We start from the raw sequence: 21,957 nt of genomic DNA on the forward strand, positions 1-21,957 counted from the left end.
TCCCGTATCGAAATAGCCGCTGGCGAGGGCAAAACGGTCATTGGATAAGGTCAGGATTTTATTGGAATTGGTAGAAAAATTGGCCGAAGTCGTCCATCTGAACGAAGCTGTTTGAAACGGTATAGCATTCACCTGGATCTCAACACCTTTGTTTTCCATCGAAGCCGCGTTGGCAGTGATGGTACTGTACAAATAGGGCGGGGTAGGGACCGGGAAATTGGCGATCAGGTCGCGGGTGGTGCGCCGGTAAAGGTCTACGGAGCCCGAGATACGGTCGTTCATAAAACCATAATCCAGACCAATATTGACCTCTTCCTTGCGCTCCCACCGCAGATCGGGGTTAGCGTTATTGGACGGATTAATCGCCTGCACCCACTGACCGTTGATGAGCACATTGGTGTTAAAATTGATCTTATTAAGTGAAATATAGGAACTGCCTGGTTCTGTTCCGGTTACGCCGTAACCTGCTCTTAATTTCATGTTAGAGACCGTGTTTGTATTTTCGAGAAAACCTTCTCTTTTCAAATTCCAGCCGACGGAAAATGCTGGAAAGCTGCCCCATTTGTGATTAGATCCAAACCGCGAGGAACCTTCGTGACGCACACTGGCCGTTAACAGGTACTTGTTCATGAAACTGTAATTGACCCGAAAAAAATAACTGATCAGCTTGTTTTCAGATTGAGAAGATGTTTCGGGAGCCTGTCCGCGTCTGAGCGCCAAACCTGCGCCAATGTTGTTGTAAGTGAAGTTATCGGTTGGGAAATCCCAGTTTTGCATGAAGTAGTCTTCCATGTTGTAGCGCCTCCATGTATGTCCGGCCAGCAGCACGAAATTGTGGTCCTGAATGGTTTTATTGTAGTTGGCAGTCAATTCAAAGAGGTCGTCCTGCGAGCGGCTGGTGCCACGTGAGGCAAAGCCGTTTCGTCCGTTCCGGGCTGTTGAATAATGGTTTTTGGTTTCGTAATAACCCCTCGTGCTGTTATACATGTCCCTGGCAAACAGCGCTTTAATTTCCAATCCTTCAATGGGCGCCAGCGAAATGGTGCCGTAAGTCCTGAGGTTGTTATTTCTGTTCTGTCCATAAGACTCTTCAATGGCTGCCAGTGGGTTCATATAATCCGTTTTGTCAGTCCGCTCCGTCCATTTGCCGTTTTCATCCCTTAATGCTTCGGTAGGGTTGAAAGTCAGCGAGTTGCGGTACACCAGGCCGGAGTACGAGCCACCATCGATGGAAAAGTACTTTTGCTGGTAGCCGCTCAGGTTTGCATTGATCTTCAACAATCCGTCGAACATGGAATGGTTAACCTCAATGCGTGGAAAGAGCGTTGTGTTATCCGATTTTTTCATAATACCGTTCAAATGGCGATATTCCAGGCTGACAATGTAATTCGTTGTCCGCGAGCCGCCTCGCAAGCTAATGTTGTGCACTTGCGACAATGGTTTTTGGGTCACTTCGTTGAGCCAGTTGGTGTTGTGGCCGTAATCAATAGCGCCGGGTTTTTGCTGGGCAGCAAGTTGGCGATACTGATCCACGTTCATGAAATCCAGTTTCCGGGTCATTCTTTGTGTGGTGAAATAAGAGCTCACTTCCAGGATTGCGGGTGTTTCTCCTTTTACTTTTCTGGTGGTGATCAGGATCACCCCGTTCGTTCCGCGCGTGCCGTAAATGGCAGCTGCCGATCCGTCTTTTAGCACATCAATGGATTCAATGTCCTCGGGTGCGACCGTGTTGAGCGCACCGGGTACGCCGTCGATCAGGATCAATGGTTCGGAACTTGCATTGATAGTTGCGTTTCCTCTCAGTGAAATTTGGGCCAATGCAGTGGGATCGCCGCTGGGTGTGATCACAGTCAGTCCCGCCACTTTGCCACGAATAAGCTGGGCCGCATCCTGAACGGGGCCTTTCACGAAGTCTTCGGATTTAACGCTGGCAATGGCGCTTGTGATCTGCTCTCTTTTTTGCGTTCCATAGCCCACAACCACTACTTCTTCAAGGCTTTTTTGATCGGGTAACAATGCAATGTCAATGCTGGATTTGGTGCCCACAACCACTTCCTGGTTCTGATATCCCACATAGGAAAAAACCAATGTCACATTCGATTTGAGGTCATCAGGGATACCAATGCTGTATTGGCCATCAGCGTCTGTAGTGCTTCCTCTCGTCGTTCCTTTAATGAGTATACTGACGCCTGGCAATTTTTCTCCGGCATCGCCTTTCACCACCCCGTTGATAACCCTTTCTGCTGCTTTACCTGCTACTTCCGTGGTGGCAGAAGCAGTTTGCAGGATGGCCGTTGGGGTTTGGTAGGAAGCGGGAGGGGCCTCGTCGATATTTTCCTGCTGGGGTTGCTGGGCGCCTGGCTTGCTCTCCTCTTGGTTGGTCAGAATCAGGTAGGTTTGCTGGCTTACTTTTTTGTAGCGCAATCCGGCTGGTATAAGTATGCTATTAAGCTTGTTTTCAATCGATTGTGTAGTTTGAAGCTGAGCGGGTTGGACGGAGACACCTTCCAATAATTTTTCTTCAAACAGAATATCCACTTTGAACTGCTTCTTGACCTGCATAAGCGCATCGCGTAAGGTCAGCTTGTTACTGGGAATTGTGGCAGCAGATCCAGCATTACTTTTCGCACGATTTTGGGCCATTAGCTGGGCTTTTAAAGGCGCAATATCCAGCAGACATCCCACCATTAAGGTTACCAACACTTGAAAGTGTACTAATTTGGTCATAACAATAAACGATTTAAGATACGGACTAATGATTGGAATTGAGCACGAAGGTTTCCGACTGTTGATCGGTTTGTGGGGAATGGCTTACCCGTGCATTGAGCACATCAGAGAGCACTTTGATCACATTTGCCGGGTCATTTGCATTGAAGGTACCTCCGATGGTCCGCTTGGCCAGAGCGGAATCGGCAACAATCACATTCACTCCGAAATGCTCGCTGATCTGGTAGGCAATTTCGGACACAGGCGTATTTTCGAACATAAACCTATGCTGCTTCCAGGCCTGATGCGCAGACAATGTTTCGCTATGGCTCAGCGTGAGCCTTCCCTGGGTCGACATGGTGGCTATGTCACCGGGCTTCATCAGCACTGGCTTGGCATTGAGCTCATTGAGCGCGCGAAGCTGAACGCTTCCCTGGCTGAGCACCACCTTGGAGCCGTGGTCGCGGCTGTACACGATGAACTCGGTACCCAGCACCCTTACTTCGAGCTTATCCGGGGTGCGGACGACGAATTTGCGGTGATCGGGCGTATGTTTTACAGCGAATTCAGCTTCCCCTTTCAGCATAACTTCCCGTGTTCCGCTTCCGAACCCGAAGCGGGGAACGGTCAGCACCGAGTTTGCATTTAATGTTACCCGTGTGCTATCGGGCAATTTCACCATGCGGATCTCGCCGTAACCGGTTTCATAGTGCGTGTAAAGCCACACATCCGAAAGCAAGTAGGCACCAATAATGAGTGTAAAAGAAGCCGCCGCCACCCATCGCAATAAAAGAAGCCGACGCCTGAAAGACGTATAGAACGCGCTTGCCAAGGAGGCGGACTGCTCCATAGCAGTAGCATAATTCGGAACGGTACGTAGTGAACGTTCGTAGGCCAGATCCACATTGGGGGTAAACTGTGGGTTTTCGGTCTCCCACTCTTCCAGCCATTGAAAATACAGCTCCCGGTTGACCGGATTGTTGAGCCATTCCCGAATCAGAATGTTCTGCATCCGGGTTGTTTTCCCCTCGAAGAAGTTCTGGATCACCTGTTTGGAAAGAAATGGTTTCTTCATGCTCTGTTGAATTCAGTATGAGATGTGAGGACGGGAAAAAAATCCGTCAAATGAATAGCAAAGTGATTTGAATGATGGAAAGTAGTCCGTGATCTTGTAGCGCTTTTCTGAGAATGGATAAGCCCTTGGTGATATGTCCTTCCACGGTTTTAATAGATATACCCAGTTCTTCGGCGATCAGGGCATTTCTCTTTCCTTCGAACCGGCTCATCAGAAACACTTTCTGGTTTTGAGGTGATAGTGAGCGGATTACCTGTTCGACTTTCAGGACCAGTTCCTGAAATTGTAGTTCGTGCTGAGGGGTGTCTGCTGGCGAGGCTACTGAGAAATCGTCGAAATCGGCGGTTAGGGTCTCTTTACCGAAGTTTTTCTTCATATAATGAAACGCCGCATGCCTGACGGTGGTAAACAAATAGGACCGGTAAGAAGTGTTTACAGAAGTATGCAGCTGCTTGGACCAGAATTGGCCAAACACCTCTACGACAATGTCCTCGGCGATGTCTTTGGCATAAACAAACCGGACTGCATGGCTGCATAATTGTTTGTAATAGCGTTTAAAGAGCAATTCATAACCCCTCCCCGGATCCTCTTCAAAAGCCTGCCGGATAAATACTTCTGAATCAACAAAATCTGCCAGCGTATTTTTGACTTCCGGGAAATCTGAGGACAAGCTGGCTGGTTCGGTAGTAAGCGCTTTACGCTCAATAGGAGACTTATGATTCATAAACATAATGGAAGTAGTTATCCATAAGAGTATGATAGGGGGGTGCTACCCTTGCCGGTTTTGTTAATTTTTTAATTTTTTTTGTGATTATTTGTAAAAATGCCTGAAAACGAGGCTCAGGTTATCGCAGATGGCTTGATCCACCTATCTGCTGGTAGCCTATGAAAGTCGCAGTTCACATCATTGAGTTGACCATGAATTTTTTAGTAAACAGAAGCAACCTTATTATGCAACAGGGTGTCTAAAATAAAAATGGGAATCCTGACTATGCTGGCTATGAAAAAATCTCCTCTTTTGCTGCTCGGACTTTTTGTCTTGGTCTCCTGTTTGCCGGAGAACAATGAAAATGTCATTGGTGTCAAGTTTGACGGTACAGGTTATAAACCCATTTATGCCAGCGCAGACGAGATTGCCAAAATCGAATTTACGGCTGCAAAGCCGTTGACAGAACCTGGTAAAATCTACGTTTCAGACCCTTATCTCTTTATCAATGAAATGGGAAAGGGAATTCACATCATTAATAACGCCGACCCGAAAAATCCCGAAAATCTATCCTTCATCTCCATCACCGGTAACTATGATATGGCCGCCAAAGACAAGTGGCTGTATGCGGATAATCTTTCTAATCTTTTAGTCTTCGACATTAGCGATCCCAAAACACCTAAGCTGGTAAAAACAATTGCGAATGCTATTCCGGTCAATAATTATCCACCTTATCAGAACATTTACTTTGAATGTGTGGAAAGCAAAAAGGGCTTAGTAATAGGCTGGGAAAAAGTCACTATGTCCGAAAAACCGCGATGTTACAGGTAAAGTATGTGCTACTACTCCCTTCAAAAACAATCCATGCTGGACTTATCTAATATCAATGGCATCATGAAAAGACTGGCCCCTTTATTTTTTCTCGGACTGGCCATTATCGGTCTGGTGATTATTCTGACCTCCTGCGACGGCGGTAATGATTCAGCATTGAACCCACAAACCGGTACTGGTGGCTCTATGGCACGGTTTGCCATCACCGGCAACACGCTTTACATTGTCTCCAAGCAATCGCTGGAAGTCTATAACATTAGCGATGGCGCAAGCCCTGTTAAAGCCCTTACCAAAAACATCGGACTGGGCATTGAAACCATTTTTCCTTTTAAGGATAATCTTTTTATCGGCGCCAGTGACGGCATGTACATTTTCGATAATGCCAAACCGACCGACCCGGTACAAATTTCAAAATTTACTCATATCCAGTCCTGTGATCCCGTAGTAGTACAGGGAAAATACGCTTATGTAACCCTGAGGAGCGGGGTCGTGTGCCGGGCGGGCAATACGCTGAGTTCATTGGATGTAATCGACATTACCGATCCTTCCAAGCCATTTCTGATCAACACACAGGCCATGGACTCTCCTTATGGGCTAAGTGCTTCGGGAAACCGGCTGTTTGTCTGTGAAGGTGACAAGGGATTCAGGATAATGGATATTTCAAATCCGGCTGTGCCCATATACAAGAGCTATTTCCACGATCTTCCTTCCTATGATGTGATCTCCCGCGGTAAACATCTGATTATTACCGGTAAGAAAGGTCTCTTCCAGTATGAGTATGATGACGCCGACAACCTTGAACTACTTAGCAAAATACCGGTTCTATGAGGCTTCTCCTGATTTGTGTTATATGTAGCTTCTTTCAGTTCAGCACAGTTGTTGGGCAAATCAATGCGGAGGCAGCCAAAAATCATGTCATCATCAAATTTTCACCTTTGCCGCTTTTCGATGCTGATAATACCGTTCAGTTTGGCGTGGAAGTGCCATTGGGCAAAAGGGGATTTAGCTTGCAGCAGGACCTAGGTTACGGCCATTCAAAGTTTAGTATGTGGTATTCTGATTACACAAATCCTCCCAACAAAGCAACCTTTAAGAGCAGGACACAGCTCCGATATTATTATTTCGACGGGCGAAAAGTGAGGGGTTATATGGCTGGGGAATTGCTCTTGAAAAAAGTGGTCTACCGCAATGATCAGTGGGTAGGAATGGATTGTAGTGAATTTGGGACCTGTGGCTTTTTTCAAAATCAGGAAGTAAAGATCGGACGCTTTGTAGGCGCGGGCCATTTCAGGATGGGTTGGCAGTTTTACTTTGGAAGCCGGATGGCCCTCGATATGTTTACTGGATTTGGTATACGAAGCATTCATGTAAAGGCCATAACGCCGGGCCTGCAAAACATGAGGTATTCCAGGCCCAGAGAAATGTGGTCAGATACCAGCCCAGGATCGAGAGAAGTGGTGCCAAGCCTGGTCCTGGGTTTTCACTTGGGAATTATATTGGGCAAATTTGAAGACTAGTATCAGAAAACCATTGTAGGGTTAACTGCCTGCGTTAGCTTTCTTTTTACCATTGTATTTCTTTTCAGCGGTTTTGGCCTTCTCAAAATCGAGTACCACACCATTGATGCAATAGCGAAGACCAGTAGGCGGGGGGCCGTCGTCAAAAACGTGACCCAAATGTGATTTGCAACGTCCGCACATGACCTCAATCCGTGTCATACCCAAACTTCTATCCTTTGCTTCAATAATTGACTTTTTATCAATAGGCTCAAAGAAACTAGGCCACCCGCAACCACTTTCATATTTGGCGTCACTCTTAAAAAGCGGGTTTCCACAAACGGCGCAATAAAACGTACCGATTTCTTTGGAATGCTCATATTCGCTGGTAAAAGGCCTTTCTGTTCCCTTCAAACGAGCTACCTGATACACCTCAGGTGATAGGATTTTCTGCCAATCGCTATTGTTTTTATTTAATTTGGAGGTATCGGTATGGGAGTACTCAGTACTCTTTTTGGCCGGGCTGGTTTGCTCGCCGGAAGATTGTCCGTAGCAGGTTTGTAGCAAAACGGAGCACATTCCTAACAGCGCAAGCATTATTGATTTTTTCATGCTGATTTGATGGGATGATTTATTCTATATACGAAATCCAACAGCTAAAAGTTGAGTAGTGCACGTCTTTACTTCGCCGTAGGCTTGTGCGAAAAAATAAGCATATTGAAGAATTATAAAATCAAATAAATGAAGACAAATCCCTGATGCCCAGTTTTTTGGCAGTTGTAAAACCTTCGCCAAATGTAACGCCGATAGAATGACCCATCTCACGGGCGCGGGCGATGACAAATTCCAGAAATTCGGGTGTAGAAATATAGCTCTGCGGCTCGCCTTCCTCATTGTATTCAGGCACATGGAACTGACTTTTGAAGGCTCGGATCGCTTCTACTTTCAGATCATGGAAGGCAGTGATATCTACCACAAAGTCAGGTGAAATATATCTGTCCTGCACCGTATGGAAAATATGTTTGGGGCGCCATGCCTGCTGCTCGCCGCCCTGCTCATCATAAGTTTTGATCATTCTTAGCCCGGAGTAGAAACAACTGTCCGCTACAAGCTGCCCGGCCCTTCCGTGATCCGGATGCCTGTCAATGACCGCGTTGGTGATGACGATATCGGGCTGGTACTTGCGAATGTAGGGAATGATCGCTTTTTGATGGGCTTCATTGTTGACAAAGAAGCCATCGGCAAGGCCTGCGTTGTCTCTTATGGAGATATTCATGATCGCAGCCGCGTCTTTGGCTTCCTGAATCCGACCTTCGGGCGTGCCCCTGGTACCAAGCTCGCCGCGGGTAAGATCTACAATTCCTACTTTTTTGCCTAACGCTATTTGAGACAAAAGGGTCCCTGCACAGCACAGTTCGACATCATCGGGATGCGCTGTGATGGCTAAAATATCTAGTTTCATAAAATTGTTCAGGTTATTTGATGCGAAGCTTTTGGCCGATCCTTAATGTGGAACGGGCTGACATTCTGTTTCGCCTTGCGATAGAAGAAATGCTCACACCGTACCGGCTTGCGATAGAGCCCAGCGTGTCACCGGAGCGTACTTTGTGCAGAATGGTTCGGGTGTAGGCCACCGGTGCATCACCGGCCTCGAATTCACTTTTACTGGATTTTCCCCTGAGGTGGTTCCAGACCGAGCTGGTTAACAGAAAATGGTCAGACTTGATAGCTGCATTCTCCCAATCAAAGATATTTCTGGGGTCGAAAGGGTTTCCCTCATACCGGTTTTCATAATGCAGGTGAGACCCTGAACTTCTGCCGGTATTACCACCCAGGCCGATCATCTCTCCGGCTTTTACCAACTGACCAGATTCCACGGATTGTTTGGAGAGGTGACCATACAATGTTTCCAGTCCGTTATAATGTCGTACTAAAATAAAGCGGCCATACCCACTGCCATCCCAGGCAACGATCCTGACCATTCCATCATAAGTGGACCGTACTGTATCACCTGTTTCCAGGTCCAGATCCGTACCATTATGCCAGCGGCCCCATCGGTAGCTAAAATTGGATGTGGTGGGGGTGCGGGTCATGGGCGTGCTCCACATACGGTTGGCGGCCTGATCGTATAATTTCAAATCGACAGGCTCGTCAAATTCCAGCGCGCTCAAACCGTAGGGGTTAATACTACGGGCGTCCCAGATCACATAATATTCTGCTGCCTTTACCCATTCGTCTGCTACGAGCAGCGAATCTTCTACCTGTACTACTTCTGTTTCCCCTTCATCAATGGTAGTCGTATCTTCGCTGACGACCGGATTGAGTGGCTTGACGGGTTCGAACTGGCTTTGAAATTTTAAATTGGAGGTCTCTACCTGGTATTCGTCCTCAGCTTGGGGGACGGTTACCTTGGTGGTCGGTCCTTCGTTAGCATTGTTTCCGGACTGATTAATCTTAGGATTTCTTTTGAATTTTCCTCGCTCTTGCGCTTGCGTGTTCCAGGAGATCAAACACACGATCATTAGCAAACTTACAATAAGCTTTACTTTCATAGGTATAAAAAATCAGATCAGACTGTACTGCCCGTTTTAGTGGTACAATGCAGTCTGATTCAAATTAGGGGTATGGCAAATAATTAAGCTGTCTCTTCAATAATAATGTCCACTTCGCGCTCCATCAAAAATCTTTCGGCATCCAATGCAGCCATACAGCCGGTACCCGCAGCAGTAACAGCCTGTCTGTAAACATTGTCCTGGGCATCACCACAAGCGAAGACGCCTTTCACATTCGTGCAAGAGCTTCCTTTGATGGTTTGAATGTACCCTGTCTCATCCATCTGCAGGTAACCTTTGAAGATATCCGTGTTCGGTTTGTGGCCTATTGCTACAAAGAAACCAGTTGCGTCTAAAAGTTGCTCCTCGCCGGTTTTATTATTTTTTACCAAAACAGATTCAAGACCGTGTTCGCCATTCAGTTTTACAGTTTCGGTATTCCAGAGAATTTCGATGTTTGGCAACATTTCCACTCTTTTCTGCATGATTTTGGAAGCACGCATTTCGTCACGGCGAACCAATAAATATACTTTACGGGCCAATTTGGCAAGATAACTAGCTTCTTCGGCAGCAGTATCACCAGCACCTACAACGACTACATCTTGTCCGCGGAAAAAGAAACCATCACAAACAGCACAGGCAGAAACGCCATGTCCGTTCAGACGTTGCTCATCTTCCAGACCGAGCCATTTAGCAGAAGCACCTGTCGAAACGATCACGGAATCTGCCTCGATCTCGTGTTTGTTATCAATGATCACTTTGAGCGGATGCGATGTAAAATCAACCGCAGTGGCCAGTCCGTAGCGGATATCCGTGCCAAAACGTTTGGCCTGTTTTTCGAAATTGATCATCATTTCAGGGCCGGTAATTCCATCCGGATAACCGGGATAATTATCTACCTCAGTGGTGATCGTAAGCTGGCCGCCCGGTTGGGCGCCTTGGTAAAGTACAGGGTTTAATCCAGCTCTGGAAGCATATATTGCGGCTGTGTAACCGGCAGGGCCGGAGCCAATAATCAGACAAGAAACTTTCTCAGATGACATATTTATTAAATACTAAATGTTAATGACGAATGTTGTTAACTTATTTCTTAAAAATAAAGAAGAGCCTAACCAGGCATTCATGTGTGCTTATTGGGGCAATGCAATGGTTGTACTCGTCAAATACAACATTGGCTGATCGACAAAAGTGCGAAATTTCAGTTCTTTATGCAAATTCTCTTAGAGTATCCGCCATTCAATTCGCCGGTTCAGCTGGCGATTGGTTTCTGAGTCATTATTAGCCACAGGTTTTGTCTCTCCATAGCCCTTTGAAGATATTCTTTCCGCGCCTACCCCGGATTTATGCAAATACTGTTGTACCGACAATGCTCTTCTGCGGGAAAGCTCCATGTTCTCAGTATCGGAGCCCACATCGTCGGTATGCCCGGAAATCTCGATTTTAATGGCTCTGTTTTTATTTAAAAAATCCACCATTTTATTGAGCTCCACTTTAGACTTGTCGTCGAGCTCGTACTGGCCGGTTTGGAAGAAAATATTGTTTAACACCTCAGCCCGATCTTTTTCAATAGCTTCGAGGGGAATGTCGAGATTGACAAAAGAGGTTGAGTCGCTGACCGTGAACGATAGGCTCTTGAATAAATAGCCCGTTTTAGAAACGTAAAAAGCGTATTCACCTCCACTGTTGAGTACTGTCAAGAACGATCCGGTTTTACCATCAGATGTAAATGCGCCCACTTTTTGCTGGGTTTTCAGGTCAAATAAATCAATGTCAGAAGCCAGCGCCGTGCCGGTATTTTTATCAAAAACTTTCCCTTTGGCATAGCGGGTGGGAATAATCATTTGTTGAACTGATTCGGGAAGCTGGAAAGTGTAGATCAGCGAGCGGCCTTTGCCTCTTTCGGAGGTATCATCCGTATAATATGCTCTCTGACCATCAGAAGCAATATACATACCTACCTGATCGGCCACGGTGTTGATAGGATAACCCAGATTTTTTGGTTGCGCCCATACCGTATCAATTCTTTGAGAAATAAAAATGTCGAAACCGCCCAACCCTGTCAGCCCATTGGAAGCGTAGAAAAGCGTGCGACCGTTGGCATGGATGAATGGTGCGTTTTCTTCGTCCGGGGTATTAATTGTGGCGCCCAGGTTTTTAGGAGCAGTCCATTGTTTTTTTTCATCCAGGTGCGTGATCCAGATATCCCTTTTGCCCTGCCCGCCTTTTCGATCGGAGGCAAAGTAAAGGGTATGGCCGTCAGCCGAAAGGGAAGGTTGTGATTCCCAGTCGCGGGTATTGACCTGCTGGCCCAGATTAATGGGCGCGCTCCAATCTTTGCCATCTTTGTGAGCAATGTATAAGTCACAGCTACCAAAACCGTCCTGCCTGTTACAGGCAGTGAAAACCAGCGTTCGGCCGTCGGCAGAAACACTGCATGTCCCTTCATTATTGGCCGTGTTAATGGACTTTGAAATTTCCTCAGGTACATCCCAGACATTCGTGGCCCCGCCATTTTGCTTTCGGTGCGTAATGTAAATATTCTCGTCACGGTTCTCGGTAAGGCCGGTAAAAATTAAGGTCTCGTCATCAGCGGTCATCACCGGGAAGTACTGCGTGCCCAGAAAATTGACCGTATCACCCATTGAAGTTTTTTTGATAACCAGTGGATTTTTAATCGCATTCTGAGCGAATTTGGAAGAAGCGATAGACTTTTCGGCCAGCCTGGAAAGGCTTGATTTTGGTGGAAACAGTGGATAGGCCTTTTCAAAATAAATTTGTGCAGAATCGTAGCGCTCAGCATTGAAATGATAGCGGCCCAGCCATTGGAATGCAGCAGCAGACTGGGGCGCCGCTGGTTTGAGGGCGATTACTTTATAGTAGTGTTTCTTGACCAGGTCCACATTTCTCTGCAGCTCGTAGATCTGTGCTAGGCGCAGGTGCGTGTCATAGCTGTCAGGCACTTCTTGGAGTACTTTTTCAAAGAGTGTGACAGCTTCAACCAATTGTCTTGCCTGCCAGGCTGCCTGCGCTTTTTCGTAGATTTCACGTGCCTTTCTTGGCAAGGTACCATCTTGGGCTGAGGCAATGTACGGTGTGTAAAGGCTTAAAAAAAGAAAGAAAATCAGTGCGCGGCGCATTATGGAATATTCATAAACTTGTGAGTTTGTAACGACATTTTCCATTTGGGATTGTCTTTGATATAGTCAATTATCAAAGGCAGCATCACCTCTTGCTTACTCCATTCGGGTTGAAGAAGGAGTGTACATTCAGCAGAAACCAGCCTGGAGTGCTCTTCTGCAAAATCAAAATCACTTTTATTATAAATGATCGATTTCAGCTCGTCGGCATTTTTGTAAATGTCAGGATGAGGATTTTTAAACTTTTTTGGCGAGAAACAAACCCAGTCCCAGTGACCGGTAAAGGGATAAACGCCAGATGTTTCAATGTTGGTTTTAAAGCCGACTTCCTGCAGTGCAGCCGTCAGCGCATCCAAATTATACATTAACGGTTCGCCGCCCGTGATGACAGCCAGCCGGCCAGGGAACTGCAGTGCGCCTTTTACAATAGCATCGATCGTAAATTTAGGATGGATGCTGGCATCCCAGGATTCCTTCACATCACACCAGTGACAGCCCACTTCGCAGCCACCGAGACGGATAAAATAGGCAGCTCGTCCGCTATGCTGCCCCTCACCCTGCAAGGTGTAAAAGGCCTCCATGACAGGAAGCTGCTGGGTAAGGATCGGTAATGTTTCAGTAAGCAAAATTCAAAAAGACAAATGTTCAAAAAAAGTACAACAACCAAACTGGTTGGAAAATCCCACAAAGGTACAAAATTCAAAATTGATCGTTTCGATGTTCCATTTTCGATTTAGTCGCATCTTTGCATTATGAATACAATGCAGATCCATCAGCAGGAAGTAATTTGTGCACTTGCTACCCCCTCAGGCGTAGGAGCAATCGCCATCATAAGGGTCTCAGGCCTGGGCAGTATAGGTTTGGTCAATTCAATTTTCAATGGCAAAAATCTTGAAAACGCTGATACACATACCGTTCATTTTGGCACGATCCGTTCAGCAGATGAAATCATTGATGAGGTTTTGGTGACGGTTTTTAAAACACCAAAATCATTTACAAAAGAAGACTCGGTTGAAATTTCCTGTCACGGCTCGGATTATATCATCCGGCAGATCCTGAAATTATTGATCACAAAAGGCGCCAGAATTGCCAAACCAGGAGAATTTACCCAGCGGGCGTTCCTGAACGGCCAGTTCGATTTGGTACAAGCTGAAGCAGTCGCAGATCTGATCGCGGCCGATTCGCAAGCCAGTCACAAAACCGCATTAAACCAATTGCGAGGTGGTTTTTCCAAAAAATTAGCATCATTACGTTCAGAGTTGATCCATTTTGCATCATTAATAGAGCTTGAACTCGACTTCGGCGAAGAAGATGTAGAATTCGCAGAAAGGGAAGACTTGCGAAGGCTGATCAATGCGCTGCTCGAAGCGATTGCGCCACTGATTGAATCATTTGATTTCGGCAACGCGATTAAGGAAGGCGTACCGGTCGCCATCATCGGTTCTCCGAATGTTGGGAAATCGACACTTTTGAATGCATTGCTCAATGAAGAAAAAGCGATTGTGACCAGCATTGCGGGTACTACGCGTGATGTGATCGAAGATACCATTGTGCTTAATGGGTTGAAATTTAGATTTATCGATACAGCCGGAATCCGCGAAACAGTTGATCTGGTTGAGTCCATTGGTATAGAGCGGTCCAAGGCCGCAATGGAAAAGGCTGATATTGTTATTTTTCTTTTCGATAGCGAGGAAACTTTAAAAGAGAATCAGGAGCTAGCCAAAAGTCTCCCTACGGATAAGGAGATCTTATATGTACTCAACAAAATAGATGAAAGCCCGGAATTGGCTCAAAACCTGGCAGCCAAAGCGCCACAGATCATATCTATTTCCGCCCAAAAACAAACAGGTTTACCTACATTGACCGAAAAGTTAGTCTCAGTGGTACACGGGCAGGCGGCTGGTGACACAGTTGTAACCAACCTGCGCCATTATGAGCATTTGATGAAAACCAATGATGCCCTCACGGATGTGATCAACGGGTTGGAGTCTGGCGTTACGGGTGATTTTTTAGCGCAGGATATCAGGTTGTCGCTGCACCATTTGGGGGAGATTACCGGGACTATTGTGACGGATGATTTGCTGGATAATATTTTTTCGAAGTTTTGTATCGGGAAGTAATATAGAGTAAGTAACCATAAATATATATAAACAAACATATATAAAAGCCCGTCAGGATCATTCTGATGGGGTTTTTGATTTATTGATATTTTGCGATAATATCCGAGTGGTTTGTACCTTTTTGTACCTTTTATGGTATTTTTAGGCCGAGGTACAAAAAGGTACAAAAATTAACGATTTAGGGGACCTTCCTGTTGAACTACCGAGTAATCCTCGGTAGTTGCAGCCACATCGAGTTCTTCATCGCTGTATATATTTTTCAAGTGTAGCCCGATTGTATCGGTGTCCTTTTCGAACAATTCAGACATCTGCTTTTGACTCAACCAAACGGTTTCTTCCTCAAACTTCACTTCGATTTGAGTTTGCCCGTCCGCACCTCGATAAATTTCAATTTGATTCTCCATTGCCTATTTTTAACTCTGCCAAATTAAGGAAAAGCAGGCGAATGAAGCAAAAGACAAAAATCGCAGTGCTTTTGAGTGGCAGCGCAAGGTCATGATGCAGCATTATGCTGACTATTTTAGATAGCCTGTCGTAGAGAATTGAAATGGAATAGTATGGGCTTCTCGAACGTGAGTACGTTAATCTCGGCATGAAATGGATACACCATCTATTTTATGCCAGCCTTTTATTTATCAAATCTATATTTGCCTCACTTATACGGTATTCTTTTGCCAAAGTCTTCCACTGCCTCAAGGCAGCCTTTGTTTGTGCAATAATTTCATTTACAAGAGCTTTGGACAGACCAGCTTCAAGCCCCAACTTTATAAGCTGCTTGTCGCTGGGGTTTCTTCCCTCTCCCATTACCATTGTGCTTTGTTCTCCCCCAGGGCCATTAGAAAACGTCAGATCATAAGCTGGCGATAACTTCCATTCCCCTTTACTATCCATCAGAAAACTGAAGTTCTTGGCATGGTCATCACGGTTATGGGCCAGGACATTGAATACAGCTAGTCTATACATTTTCTCAACCTCACGGATGTCTTTCGTAAGCTGACCAGTAAGCGTCAGTAAATCTTCATAATCTAATGATGGTGTCCGAAAATCACTATGCAATAACCCGCTTACCGTATGCATGTGGTATCGTTTTGTACCATTCCGGTCAAAGCGTTTTGCCGCAAAATATCCGCATCCTTTGCTAGCTACAAATAAATGAGCTTCTGACATTACAACGCCTGCCTCTTTTGCCATCAGAGCATAAACGTATTCAATTGCGCCGGAATCAAGTCCGTCTTGAGAATTCGGGAACTTGATCAGCCAGGGCTCAAATCCATCGGCAAGTTGCTTTGCACCATGGGTTATATTCTGACGGGTCTCATCAACCCCTATGAGCGCTTTGGGTCTTGCCCCGGCAGATGATCCGTTTAAAGAAAGTAGCTCCTGAATGAGCTCTTCTGAACTTCCTGTAAGAACTTCACCGGCTTGCTGAGCAAGTTGATCCAGATCAATAAAGCTATCGTCTATATCAGACGGACTATAATCCGGTTCATAGACTAAGGCTCCCATTCCGTGAAATCCCACATATGCCAAACGATCCAGTGGAGTAATATCTGACGGCAATATGTTTTGAGAACGCAAAAGGCGGTCAAATAATAAACGCCCCCAACCATCGGGTAGGCAATCGCTAAAAACACCTGCCAATCCTTCGAAAGGTCTTGTGTCAAAAGCAGTAACGCCTGTTTTGAGAGGCAATCGTAAAGGAGAAATCTCCAATCCTCTTTGAATGAATGAGGCATCATATTCAAAATAAATGGTGTGGTCGCGAATAGCCAAACGCCCAACCGGAAGAATTCCGCTGCCGAAATCCAATCTTACTTTGAGTTCTGTGATAAGATGTTTCATTTGCGACGACCTCGTTTACGGATTGAAGTCTCTTCCTTCAACACTTCATCGATTGAAGAGAAAGTTGGTTTTACAGGCTTGATAGCCTCAATCACTTCCTCGATGCCGCCTACAACCAAAAGAAGCCTAAGGAATGACTCCAAAGAGATGACCCCTTTCTGCTCAAATTTTCTTAGAGTTGGTAGTGCAACGCCTGAACGCTCTGCTAAACCTTCCTGAGTAAGGCCCGCACTTAGACGCCTGGATCTCACATTTTCTGCAAGCTTACGAAGTGCCTTTGATGGTGATATAAGTGATATCATTGTAGTACCTATCGGCCTTGTAACCTAATAATTAATACTATTGTATTACAAATGTAGTTAATTGAAAGCGAAGAATGCCTTACTTAGATGGTTTTAAAGTTGAAATTATAAGTATTAGATCCTGTTTTTAAACAAAGGCCAATACCCTTGATGGAAATGTGGCTCGTAGGTAACCGAGTAATGAATGTCAAGTTTTGTGGTCATTTACTTGCCCACAATCCTCTAAGAAAAACGCATATGCTGTCAGGCTAAGCAACCGCTACATCAAAAGTCCCCGAGACAGAATTTTATCTTGAATCTACAGATAATCTGTGCGGAACACGTTTCACCCTACATTCCAGCTTCAACTGCCGAGAATTCCTCGGTAGTTGCACCGCCAGATTTATGTAAAGCTGACCAACGAGGCATAACACACAAAATCGTTACTTTTGAGGGTAAGTACAGATGTTGTATGGAGGCATTATCCATGTTCAAGAGTACTTTTTCAATATGTGCAAGTCCAAAAATGGCTGGCAACAATTTGGAAGCTTTTTACTCATTAAGTTCGAGTTTGTACCTCTTTTGTACCTATATGAGTGTAAAGTGCTTAAAATGAATTCATAATACATATTGTATCGGGAAATAGTCAGCATTAGGATTTTTTGGATTAGGGGATTATAGAATTAGTATACTACACACATGAAACAGGAGGATATGACGCGCTAGTAATGTTATATCCCTGGATTAAGGAACCCTTTGACAGCAGGGTTGCCTGCTGACCGAGCTGAGAACTCTTAGTGAAATTTACAAGGTGGCAACCAAGTAATTTCTTACATTAAATATCGTGATCTGGAAGAGCAAACGGAATACTCTTCATTAACCTTGGGTATTTGTTAGAATATTTTCTCCTAGTGATGAGCTGCTACTTCATTGAGGCAAAATTATCAGCTTCGAAATCTCCGGATCGTCAAATGCATTACAGGCCATAAGATACATTTCCATTTTTTCCTCACTCTCGCCGTAAACGTTATAACTGAATTCGAATGTCCTGAGCAACATCCTGATGTAGGGAGCGGGGTCATGTTGCCTAGTGAGTTTTCGAAGCGCTCCCATGTAATCTTCCCTAAAGACAGTGGGGATTATGATTTTCGAAAGGCCTTTCGAAGAGAGTTCGGCATTCATCATGACGCGGGCTATTCTGCCGTTACCATCTAGGAAAGGGTGGACTTCGCTGATCAGAAACATGATGTAGACTGCTTTGGCAAACGGATCTTTAAGTAATGTATACCAGTCAAAACCCTTTTTTAACGTACCAGCTACCAGTTGCCAATCGACAAACTCGGTATTGCCCGCCCGGTTGTTCTTATCCTTAAATTGACCAGGTTTTTTGGCTAGCCTGGCTCTCAGCAACGTGGCATGTCGGCTTCGAAGTAATTGCAGTAGTCCATTTGCAGATTCTGGCGTTACCCTCATTTCCTTCCGGTCAGAAACGATTTGATAGGTCCCCAAGACATCGTGCGAATCCTCGTCTCTATCCGGCAGGGGCGTTTCGGACTGAATGATTTGTAGCGCTTCACTTACTGTGAATTCTGTTCCCTCAATGTAATTTGAAAAGTAGCTTTCAAAGAAGGCAAAGTTGCGGTAGGATCTTATTGACTCATTTCTATCCTTGTAGGATGGAAACGTTTTCGTACTTAAAGCTCCATATAAAGTCTCGAAAATTTTAATTCGTTCTGGGTCAAACGGCTCACCAAGTGATCTGGCAATGGCTAATGGGGACCGAAGGTTTTTTGAACTGCCGGTAGTAAGGAGGTCGCTGACCAATTTGTTAAGTTTTATGAACTCCTTTTCCATGCCCAAAACAGGTGCCAGCTCCCGGGCTCTATCCCGAAGCTGATTAATGCCGTCTTCACCTCTTGACCTGATTAGAAGATCAAGTCTTTCCTCAATCTGTTCCGTTGACAAAGTTTTAGGTAATTCGCCAGCACTTCTGGTCTCCTGCATGTTTTCCAGCATTGCCCTCGCTTCCTGGGACGCAAACAGATTTTCATAAAAAACGTTATCATTTTCTTGTTTGGTCGGACCTTCCAAAAAATGGATCGTCAAACCTGGGAGGCGGATATTTCGTGTGTAAGTATGAGTAAGAAAGACATGTCCTCCATCGGCAGGCGCGAATTCTAATGCACTCCTGTGACTAAGTAATATGCCTGGATAGTGATTAGATAATATTCTAAACCAGTTTCGTCTGATGATCACTCCGGGAGCTTCTTCGAAGTTTGAAGTGTAGATCCGAGGCGCTATTTTGTGGATAATCCCTTTTTTCTCCATCCTGGCTAGCCTGGCAGATTCAGATTTATCTGACGAACCGAAGAGTAGTTCTTGTAACCTTATCATTGGAATTTTTTCGACTAAATCAAAATTGCAGCAGATAAATGTATGAAAATTTTCTACTAAACTTTGATTTTGTTAGAATTTTTTCATTTAACTGCCACGCGGTAACTTTGAAGTAATTACTCAATCCAGCGACTTTAAAAACCGCTCCCCAGTATTCAGCAAAGCCTTCCGCTTCTCAACCTCCATTTTGTCAAAATTACCCAGCAGCATGCCTAGTCTGGGATTTTGCTGGAAAAAGCTCCGGTGCACGTGCATGAAGCGCCAGAAGAGTGCGTCCCAGATTTCCTGCCACGGGCCCTTTTCATAGTTACTCATTTTCATGATGTAATTGCTGCCTGCTATGTAGGGTTTGGTCGCCATCAACCCACCATCTGCGAACTGGCTCATGGCGTATACATTCGGTACCATCACCCAGTCATAGGCATCAATAAACAATTCCATAAACCATTGATAAACATCATTCGGGTCAAACTCGCATAATAACATGAAGTTTCCTAAAACCATCAGACGTTCAATGTGGTGGCAATAACCCCGCTCCAAAACCTTTTTAATAGTGCTATCAATAGGTTCAATTCCGGTCGTTCCGTCGTAAAATGACTTTGGTATTTTTCTGGTGAAATTCCAGTAATTTTTGGTTCTGGCAACGGAACCTTTGCATTCATAAAAACCTCGCATGAATTCCCGCCAACCAATGATCTGACGTATAAAACCTTCCGTAGAATTCAATGGAATGTCCTGCTGCTCGGCATAGTTAATTACAGTATCGATGATGAGCTGTGGGGTGATCAGGCCAACATTGAGCATTGGCGTGAGCATGCTGTGATGTAGAATACTTTCTTCTTTGACGATGGCATCTTCATAAGGGCCGAATTCTTGAAAGCGGGTGACGAGGAAGTCCTGTAGCCATTTTTTAGATGAGGCATGGTCTCCCGGATAGAAGGAGTACTTGGTTAAATGACCGAGATTGTCATTGAAATGCTGCTGAACGTAATTTTTTGCCTCCTCATAAAACTCATTGGTTTCAGGATAGCTAATATGAGGTGGTTCTTTTTTTCGGGGGTATTTCTTTCGGTTATCGACATCATAGCTCCATGCGCTACCGACCGGCTCATTGTTGTTGTCTACCAGAATCTTACGGATTTTTCGTTGCTGAATGTAAAACTCGGTCTGGAAAAATTTCTTCTTTTTCTCTTGAAAAAATGCGACTAATTCTTCTTTACTATTTAAAAATAATGGACTCCGGTATTCTATTATTTGAATGCCTGATTTGGCAGCAGCTGAGGTCACACGTTGTACAAGCCAGTTATCGGTCGGGTCAATGTAATGTATGGTTTCAATTTTTTTTGACTTTAAATCGGCAACCATATTCCTTACATCCGAAAGCGGGTTTGCTGCTTCTATATAAATCACTTCTACATTTTTGGATCTCAGAAACGCAGTGTACCATTTCATCGTTGCCCTGTGAAATGCGATTTTTTGCTTGTGGAATGCAAACTGTTTGAAATACAATGTTTCTTCCAGCAAATAAACCGGAAAACCGTTTTCCGCAATCGGGCTATTTTCGAATAATTGATGAGGGAAAATAAGGTTGGCTGCGTTCAAGTTACTGATGGAAGCTTCCATGAATCTTAAATCTGCGGTTTTTAGCGCCCTGCTGTATCTCCAAGATACCACGATAGTCGGTGATACCCGCGATAGTTTTGCTTTCCTCCTTGATCATCAATTTAGCATTGTATTTTTCCCCGGAGAAGTATTCCGTGAAGCCCTTTCGGTCTTTGACGGTCATGGTATGGCCAACAATGATCTTTTGATCATCAATGATCAGATAAGCTTTTTTTAGCGGAGTGGCTACAAAAATATACTGATTTTGAGATAGGGGTATAGATTCAAGACCAAAATAGTACCCGGCCTCCCCTTGAAATGGCTTCTCACTGATGACTGAAAGCATCAATCGGTCTTGTGCAATCACTCCAATGTTGCACATTGCCAAATTGAAGAATATAGTTATAAAGATCGGCAGAAGATACATGTTGATTCAAAAGCGTTAAGTTGAAATCAAGAACCGTTAAGCGAACTACGATTATGAAACTTCCCGCTGTCAAGGACATCTGGATGAGACACATACAACTGCGACACATAATCTGATGATCATGTGTCGCAGTTGCCATTATTATCTTTGAAAATGCTCCTTCGGCAGGTGTGTGCTGATTAACTCCCCTGGATGATGAGATTTACGATTATTGCTTACTGCCGCTCGAAAACGGGACTCCTTCAGCAGGACGCAAATCATCAGCAGAAGGGAAGCTATTAGTAAAGTACTTTTATTTTTCATAGAGTATGCGGATAGTGCGATCCTTAGCAGACATGGATATGTATCAATTTTCGTGCCAAGCTGCAAAATTCAGGAACGAAAAACATGCAATAAATAGCCTTTTGGTTACATATGTGGTATTTAAAGCTTTAATCTATTTTATCGTATGATCTTTATTTGCGATAATCGTTCTGTAACAACGTTTATGCTTTGAACTTAGAATAATTATAAATTAATGATTTGCCCATGAGACTCTCATTGACAATCGATAGTTGTAGACATGAGGCTAAATTTTCTCGACTTATTTCCGGATTCTACACAAAAGCCTGGGTAATCGAAGATGTTGGAGACGGGTAGTTGTACTTACAATGATTTATCAAACAGTTAGGCATATGGAGACTGAGTGTCATCCAATTGAAATAAAACTCCGACAGTTGTATTGAAAAGCTTGGCCGTCCTCAAAGCAAGTAAAATGGAGGGGATAAATTTCCCGGTCTCGGGTCCAG

19 protein-coding genes are annotated in these 21,957 nt (G+C 44.7%); 4 read left to right on the top strand and 15 right to left on the bottom strand.

What is annotated here, in order from left to right:
• From ABIO93_RS24315 to ABIO93_RS24325, 3 genes are all read right to left on the bottom strand, one after another.
• Positions 1–2,727: SusC/RagA family TonB-linked outer membrane protein (locus ABIO93_RS24315; RefSeq protein ID WP_348072565.1), on the bottom strand; the 2,727-nt coding region annotated here is incomplete at its 3' end.
• A gap of 25 nt (positions 2,728–2,752) precedes the next feature.
• On the bottom strand, positions 2,753–3,781 hold the full coding sequence (locus ABIO93_RS24320) for a FecR domain-containing protein (RefSeq protein WP_348072567.1): 1,029 nt from the start codon (positions 3,779–3,781) through the stop codon (positions 2,753–2,755).
• Positions 3,782–3,827: 46 nt separating this feature from the next.
• The gene (locus tag ABIO93_RS24325) at positions 3,828–4,505 is read right to left on the bottom strand and encodes an RNA polymerase sigma-70 factor (protein ID WP_348072569.1); all 678 of its coding nucleotides are present in this window, start codon (positions 4,503–4,505) and stop codon (positions 3,828–3,830) included.
• Between the two features lie 252 nt (positions 4,506–4,757).
• Here ABIO93_RS24325 and ABIO93_RS24330 point away from each other — a divergent pair, with 252 nt between their 5' ends.
• From ABIO93_RS24330 to ABIO93_RS24340, 3 genes are read left to right on the top strand one after another with little or no spacing between them, the layout of a single operon-like run.
• Positions 4,758–5,318: a hypothetical protein gene (locus ABIO93_RS24330; RefSeq protein WP_348072571.1), complete on the top strand. Its 561-nt coding sequence runs from the start codon at positions 4,758–4,760 to the stop codon at positions 5,316–5,318.
• A gap of 33 nt (positions 5,319–5,351) precedes the next feature.
• Complete coding sequence (locus ABIO93_RS24335; protein ID WP_348072573.1) at positions 5,352–6,146, top strand: hypothetical protein; 795 nt, start codon at positions 5,352–5,354, stop codon at positions 6,144–6,146.
• Positions 6,143–6,835 carry a hypothetical protein gene (locus ABIO93_RS24340; RefSeq protein ID WP_348072575.1) on the top strand — a complete coding sequence of 231 codons (693 nt, stop codon included), beginning with the start codon at positions 6,143–6,145 and terminating at the stop codon, positions 6,833–6,835. Before ABIO93_RS24335 ends, ABIO93_RS24340 begins: the two co-directional genes overlap by 4 nt.
• A gap of 21 nt (positions 6,836–6,856) precedes the next feature.
• Here ABIO93_RS24340 and msrB read toward each other — a convergent pair whose 3' ends face one another.
• The 6 genes from msrB to ABIO93_RS24370 form a co-directional block, all read right to left on the bottom strand.
• Entirely contained in the window at positions 6,857–7,426 is a 570-nt protein-coding gene (gene msrB, locus ABIO93_RS24345) for a peptide-methionine (R)-S-oxide reductase MsrB (protein ID WP_348072577.1), read from the bottom strand.
• 121 nt (positions 7,427–7,547) lie between these two features.
• Positions 7,548–8,276 (bottom strand): bacillithiol biosynthesis deacetylase BshB1, encoded by a 729-nt coding sequence (gene bshB1 / locus ABIO93_RS24350; RefSeq protein ID WP_348072579.1) that lies wholly within the window; start codon positions 8,274–8,276, stop codon positions 7,548–7,550.
• Between the two features lie 13 nt (positions 8,277–8,289).
• Positions 8,290–9,366 carry a M23 family metallopeptidase gene (locus ABIO93_RS24355; protein ID WP_348072581.1) on the bottom strand — a complete coding sequence of 359 codons (1,077 nt, stop codon included), beginning with the start codon at positions 9,364–9,366 and terminating at the stop codon, positions 8,290–8,292.
• Positions 9,367–9,449: 83 nt separating this feature from the next.
• Positions 9,450–10,409 carry a thioredoxin-disulfide reductase gene (gene trxB / locus ABIO93_RS24360; RefSeq protein WP_348072583.1) on the bottom strand — a complete coding sequence of 320 codons (960 nt, stop codon included), beginning with the start codon at positions 10,407–10,409 and terminating at the stop codon, positions 9,450–9,452.
• A gap of 177 nt (positions 10,410–10,586) precedes the next feature.
• Positions 10,587–12,548 (bottom strand): OmpA family protein, encoded by a 1,962-nt coding sequence (locus ABIO93_RS24365; RefSeq protein ID WP_348072585.1) that lies wholly within the window; start codon positions 12,546–12,548, stop codon positions 10,587–10,589.
• A complete protein-coding gene (locus ABIO93_RS24370; protein ID WP_348072630.1) occupies positions 12,503–13,084 on the bottom strand; it encodes a 7-carboxy-7-deazaguanine synthase QueE in 582 nt (193 codons plus the stop codon). Before ABIO93_RS24370 ends, ABIO93_RS24365 begins: the two co-directional genes overlap by 46 nt.
• Before the next feature lie 171 nt (positions 13,085–13,255).
• On the opposite strand from ABIO93_RS24370, the gene mnmE reads away from it, so the two are divergent.
• Positions 13,256–14,623, top strand: a complete 1,368-nt coding sequence (gene mnmE, locus ABIO93_RS24375; RefSeq protein WP_348072587.1) for a tRNA uridine-5-carboxymethylaminomethyl(34) synthesis GTPase MnmE — start codon at positions 13,256–13,258, stop codon at positions 14,621–14,623.
• 170 nt (positions 14,624–14,793) lie between these two features.
• Here the strand turns inward: mnmE and ABIO93_RS24380 are convergent, their stop codons facing one another.
• The 6 genes from ABIO93_RS24380 to ABIO93_RS24405 all read right to left on the bottom strand — a co-directional run bounded on the left by ABIO93_RS24380 (position 14,794) and on the right by ABIO93_RS24405 (position 21,088).
• Positions 14,794–15,027 carry a hypothetical protein gene (locus ABIO93_RS24380; protein ID WP_348072589.1) on the bottom strand — a complete coding sequence of 78 codons (234 nt, stop codon included), beginning with the start codon at positions 15,025–15,027 and terminating at the stop codon, positions 14,794–14,796.
• 211 nt (positions 15,028–15,238) lie between these two features.
• A complete protein-coding gene (locus tag ABIO93_RS24385; RefSeq protein ID WP_348072591.1) occupies positions 15,239–16,465 on the bottom strand; it encodes a type II toxin-antitoxin system HipA family toxin in 1,227 nt (408 codons plus the stop codon).
• Positions 16,462–16,767 (bottom strand): helix-turn-helix transcriptional regulator, encoded by a 306-nt coding sequence (locus tag ABIO93_RS24390; RefSeq protein WP_348072593.1) that lies wholly within the window; start codon positions 16,765–16,767, stop codon positions 16,462–16,464. Before ABIO93_RS24390 ends, ABIO93_RS24385 begins: the two co-directional genes overlap by 4 nt.
• 906 nt (positions 16,768–17,673) lie before the next feature.
• A complete protein-coding gene (locus ABIO93_RS24395; protein ID WP_348072595.1) occupies positions 17,674–19,140 on the bottom strand; it encodes a Fic family protein in 1,467 nt (488 codons plus the stop codon).
• A 120-nt stretch (positions 19,141–19,260) separates the two neighbouring features.
• Positions 19,261–20,763, bottom strand: a complete 1,503-nt coding sequence (locus ABIO93_RS24400; protein ID WP_348072597.1) for a cryptochrome/photolyase family protein — start codon at positions 20,761–20,763, stop codon at positions 19,261–19,263.
• Positions 20,744–21,088 (bottom strand): hypothetical protein, encoded by a 345-nt coding sequence (locus tag ABIO93_RS24405; protein ID WP_348072599.1) that lies wholly within the window; start codon positions 21,086–21,088, stop codon positions 20,744–20,746. The genes ABIO93_RS24400 and ABIO93_RS24405 overlap by 20 nt, the downstream gene beginning before the upstream one ends.
• Positions 21,089–21,957 lie beyond the last annotated feature (869 nt).

The sequence above is a fragment of the Dyadobacter sp. genome (assembly GCF_039919315.1).
Classification (GTDB): Bacteria; Bacteroidota; Bacteroidia; order Cytophagales; family Spirosomataceae; genus Dyadobacter.

Coding starts and splice junctions, on each gene's coding strand:
- ABIO93_RS24320 (WP_348072567.1), bottom strand. CDS start 3,781: ATGAAGAAACCATTTCTTTCCAAACAGGTGATCCAGAACTTCTTCGAG.
- ABIO93_RS24325 (WP_348072569.1), bottom strand. CDS start 4,505: ATGAATCATAAGTCTCCTATTGAGCGTAAAGCGCTTACTACCGAACCA.
- ABIO93_RS24330 (WP_348072571.1), top strand. CDS start 4,758: ATGGGAATCCTGACTATGCTGGCTATGAAAAAATCTCCTCTTTTGCTG.
- ABIO93_RS24335 (WP_348072573.1), top strand. CDS start 5,352: ATGCTGGACTTATCTAATATCAATGGCATCATGAAAAGACTGGCCCCT.
- ABIO93_RS24340 (WP_348072575.1), top strand. CDS start 6,143: ATGAGGCTTCTCCTGATTTGTGTTATATGTAGCTTCTTTCAGTTCAGC.
- msrB (WP_348072577.1), bottom strand. CDS start 7,426: ATGAAAAAATCAATAATGCTTGCGCTGTTAGGAATGTGCTCCGTTTTG.
- bshB1 (WP_348072579.1), bottom strand. CDS start 8,276: ATGAAACTAGATATTTTAGCCATCACAGCGCATCCCGATGATGTCGAA.
- ABIO93_RS24355 (WP_348072581.1), bottom strand. CDS start 9,366: ATGAAAGTAAAGCTTATTGTAAGTTTGCTAATGATCGTGTGTTTGATC.
- trxB (WP_348072583.1), bottom strand. CDS start 10,409: ATGTCATCTGAGAAAGTTTCTTGTCTGATTATTGGCTCCGGCCCTGCC.
- ABIO93_RS24365 (WP_348072585.1), bottom strand. CDS start 12,548: ATGGAAAATGTCGTTACAAACTCACAAGTTTATGAATATTCCATAATG.
- ABIO93_RS24370 (WP_348072630.1), bottom strand. CDS start 13,084: ATGGAGGCCTTTTACACCTTGCAGGGTGAGGGGCAGCATAGCGGACGA.
- mnmE (WP_348072587.1), top strand. CDS start 13,256: ATGAATACAATGCAGATCCATCAGCAGGAAGTAATTTGTGCACTTGCT.
- ABIO93_RS24380 (WP_348072589.1), bottom strand. CDS start 15,027: ATGGAGAATCAAATTGAAATTTATCGAGGTGCGGACGGGCAAACTCAA.
- ABIO93_RS24385 (WP_348072591.1), bottom strand. CDS start 16,465: ATGAAACATCTTATCACAGAACTCAAAGTAAGATTGGATTTCGGCAGC.
- ABIO93_RS24390 (WP_348072593.1), bottom strand. CDS start 16,767: ATGATATCACTTATATCACCATCAAAGGCACTTCGTAAGCTTGCAGAA.
- ABIO93_RS24395 (WP_348072595.1), bottom strand. CDS start 19,140: ATGATAAGGTTACAAGAACTACTCTTCGGTTCGTCAGATAAATCTGAA.
- ABIO93_RS24400 (WP_348072597.1), bottom strand. CDS start 20,763: ATGGAAGCTTCCATCAGTAACTTGAACGCAGCCAACCTTATTTTCCCT.
- ABIO93_RS24405 (WP_348072599.1), bottom strand. CDS start 21,088: ATGCTTTCAGTCATCAGTGAGAAGCCATTTCAAGGGGAGGCCGGGTAC.